Annotated in this window: 3 protein-coding genes; 2 read left to right on the forward strand and 1 reads right to left on the reverse strand. The window is 68.5% G+C overall.

Annotated features, from left to right (window positions below; translation table 11 throughout):
- Positions 1-1,048 (forward strand): FadR/GntR family transcriptional regulator (locus D7X55_RS38370; protein WP_407921816.1); only part of this gene is annotated, 1,048 nt, incomplete at its 5' end.
- On the opposite strand, the gene D7X55_RS38375 is transcribed toward D7X55_RS38370, so the two are convergent.
- A complete protein-coding gene (locus D7X55_RS38375; protein WP_147442878.1) occupies positions 960-1,487 on the reverse strand; it encodes a hypothetical protein in 528 nt (175 codons plus the stop codon). The genes D7X55_RS38370 and D7X55_RS38375 overlap by 89 nt on opposite strands.
- A 110-nt stretch (positions 1,488-1,597) precedes the next feature.
- Between D7X55_RS38375 and D7X55_RS38380 the strand changes: the two genes are divergently transcribed.
- Positions 1,598-2,449 (forward strand): ABC transporter ATP-binding protein (locus D7X55_RS38380; RefSeq protein WP_147470394.1); only part of this gene is annotated, 852 nt, incomplete at its 3' end.

The raw sequence follows: 2,449 nt of genomic DNA on the forward strand, positions 1-2,449 counted from the left end.
ACGAGGAAGGGGAATGGGGATGGGGCACGGCGGGCTCGTGGCGTACGTGGAAGCACAGATTGAGCGCGACATCGCGCTGGGACGGATTCACCCGAGCGGGCAGTTCGGCTCGGAAGCGAAGCTGGCGCGCCACTATGACGTCTGCCGGGGCACCATGCGCGAAGCACTGCGGCGGCTGGCGGCACGGGGCCTGGTGGTGCAGCGGCCTGGACGCAAGACGCGCGCGGTGCCGCTGGATGAGTCACTAACGCTGGAGAACCTGGGGCTGGCGCTGCATGACACGCGCTCGCCGGAGGCCCGGTGGCTCTTGGAGGGCTACTTCAGCCTCAGGCGGCAGGTGATGGTGGAGCTGCTGTCCGACTGCTGCGCACGGGCCTCCAAGCGGGACTTGGACCAGCTGGCGGGCATTTGCTTCGGGCTTTGGGACGCGGCGCGCTGGGAGTCAGGGGCTTACTGCGCCCAGGTGGAATTCGAATTGCTGCGGCTTGCGGCCCGCGTGGCGGACCGGCCCGGGCATGTGCTGCTCGTGCAGTCTCTTCAGCGGGCCTTCATGGTCGGCGCGGCCCAGCTGCTGCCTCTTCTGGGAGGTGAGCCGCTGCGCCAGTGGGCGAACTGCGCGAAGGGTGCCCTGCATGATCGCGATACGCGGGCCATCCAGCATGACCTGCCGACGCTGATGAAGGCACACGATGACCGCGTGCTGGATGCCTTCGTCCCTGCTCCCAGTCAGCCTGTCGCTCCGGAGGCCCCGTGCGCTGCGCTTGTCGTTGGGGACTCCGAGGTGCCTGGGGTTGCCCTCTCCCCCCATGTGGAGGCCCTTCCCGAGGAGCCCGACAGCGGAGCTTCAGTGTCTCCTGCCTGCATCGGATTCACTTCGTTCGAGTCTGAGGACGAATGCGTTGGGAGGGGCGGTCTGGGCCGGTGGGTGGAGCGCATCTCCCGGTTCGTGGCGGATCTGCTCAGCGCTGTTCGACGCCCGCTGATGCCGAACCTCTCATCGTCGCCTCGTCCGGACGTAGCTTCGCGCGCACGCGCGGGTCCAGCTTGAGGATGACCGCCTCCACCGCCTGTGCCTGGGAGTAATCGTTGGCCGGCGTGAGCAGGAAGATGCCGACGGCCGCGTCACCTCTCGCCGCCAGCGCCACCTTGCGCACCTGCTCGATGAGGTCCTGCTTGGAGTCCACCTGCCCCCGGCTGAAGGCCAGCTTGCCCAGCAGCTGGTGCGCATAGCCGTCCTTCACCTGGAGCCTGTGGGAGGTCATCTCGATGCCCTCTGGCAACGTCTCCAGCAGGAAGATGACCGACGCCGCATCCTTCACCCCCTCCGCCCGGACCAGCACCTCGCGGTCGCGCTCGGGCAGGGACTCGCCGTAGCCGCGGTACTCGTTCTGCTTCAGGGCCTTGCCATGCAGATAGGTCGGCCCCGAGCATCCCAGGAGCGCGATGGCGCCCGCCACGAGGGAAAGACAGACAGGCCGAAGGTTCATGCCCTGGCGGTCTAACACACACATCGTAGAGCCTCTCATGGACCCGAAGTGCGCCTCTTTGTTCGCGAAGCTGGAAATGGAGTCCCCCACTTCGGCGTAGAACGGGCCACATGCTCAGCCTGCGCAACCTGGTGAAGGTGTACCCGGGCCCGGTGACGGCCCTTCGTGGCGTGGACCTGGACGTTCCCAAGGGGATGTTCGGACTGCTCGGGCCCAACGGCGCGGGCAAGTCCACGCTGATGAAGATTCTCTCCGGCCTGCTGGAGCCGACCTCCGGCGAGGTGACGCTCGACGGTCTGGACCTGGTGCGCCACCCGGAGGCGCTGCGCCCGCACCTGGGCTACCTGCCGCAGGAGTTCGGCTTCTACCCATACCTCTCCGGCCAGGACATGCTGCGCTACCTGCTGGAGCTCAAGGGCGTCACCGCGCCGCAGGGGCTGAAGGCCCTGTGCGCCCAGCTGCTGGAGCGCGTGAACCTCACCTTCGCGGCGAAGCGCAAGGTGAAGGAGTACTCCGGCGGCATGCGGCAGCGGTTGGGCATCGCGCAGGCGCTGGCCGGAGACCCGAAGCTGCTCATCGTGGACGAGCCCACCGCGGGCCTGGACCCCGAGGAGCGCCAACGCTTCTACCGGCTGCTCGCGGAGATGGCCCACGAGCGCACGGTGCTGCTGTCCACGCACATCGTGGAGGACGTGGCCATGCTCTGCCCGCGCTTCGCCGTCATCCGCCACGGCCGCGTGATGGCCATCACCAGCCCCAGCGAAGCGAAGGCCGCCCTCCACGACACCCTCTTCGAGGGCACCGTCCCCCCGGCCGGCATGGCCGCCTTCCAGCAGGCCCACCGCGTCACCCAGGCCGTGCTCTTCGAGGGCAAGAACCGCGTACGCATCCACGCCGCCCCCGGCACGCCCGTGCCCCCAGGCTTCGAGCGCACGCCGCCCACGCTGGAGGACGCCTACCTC

It is taken from the genome of Corallococcus sp. AB049A (genome assembly GCF_003668885.1).
Taxonomy (GTDB): Bacteria; Myxococcota; Myxococcia; order Myxococcales; family Myxococcaceae; genus Corallococcus; species Corallococcus interemptor.

What these genes read in the sequence shown, in the direction of transcription:
- D7X55_RS38375 (WP_147442878.1), bottom strand. Translation starts at nt 1,487, where the DNA reads ATGAACCTTCGGCCTGTCTGTCTTTCCCTCGTGGCGGGCGCCATCGCG.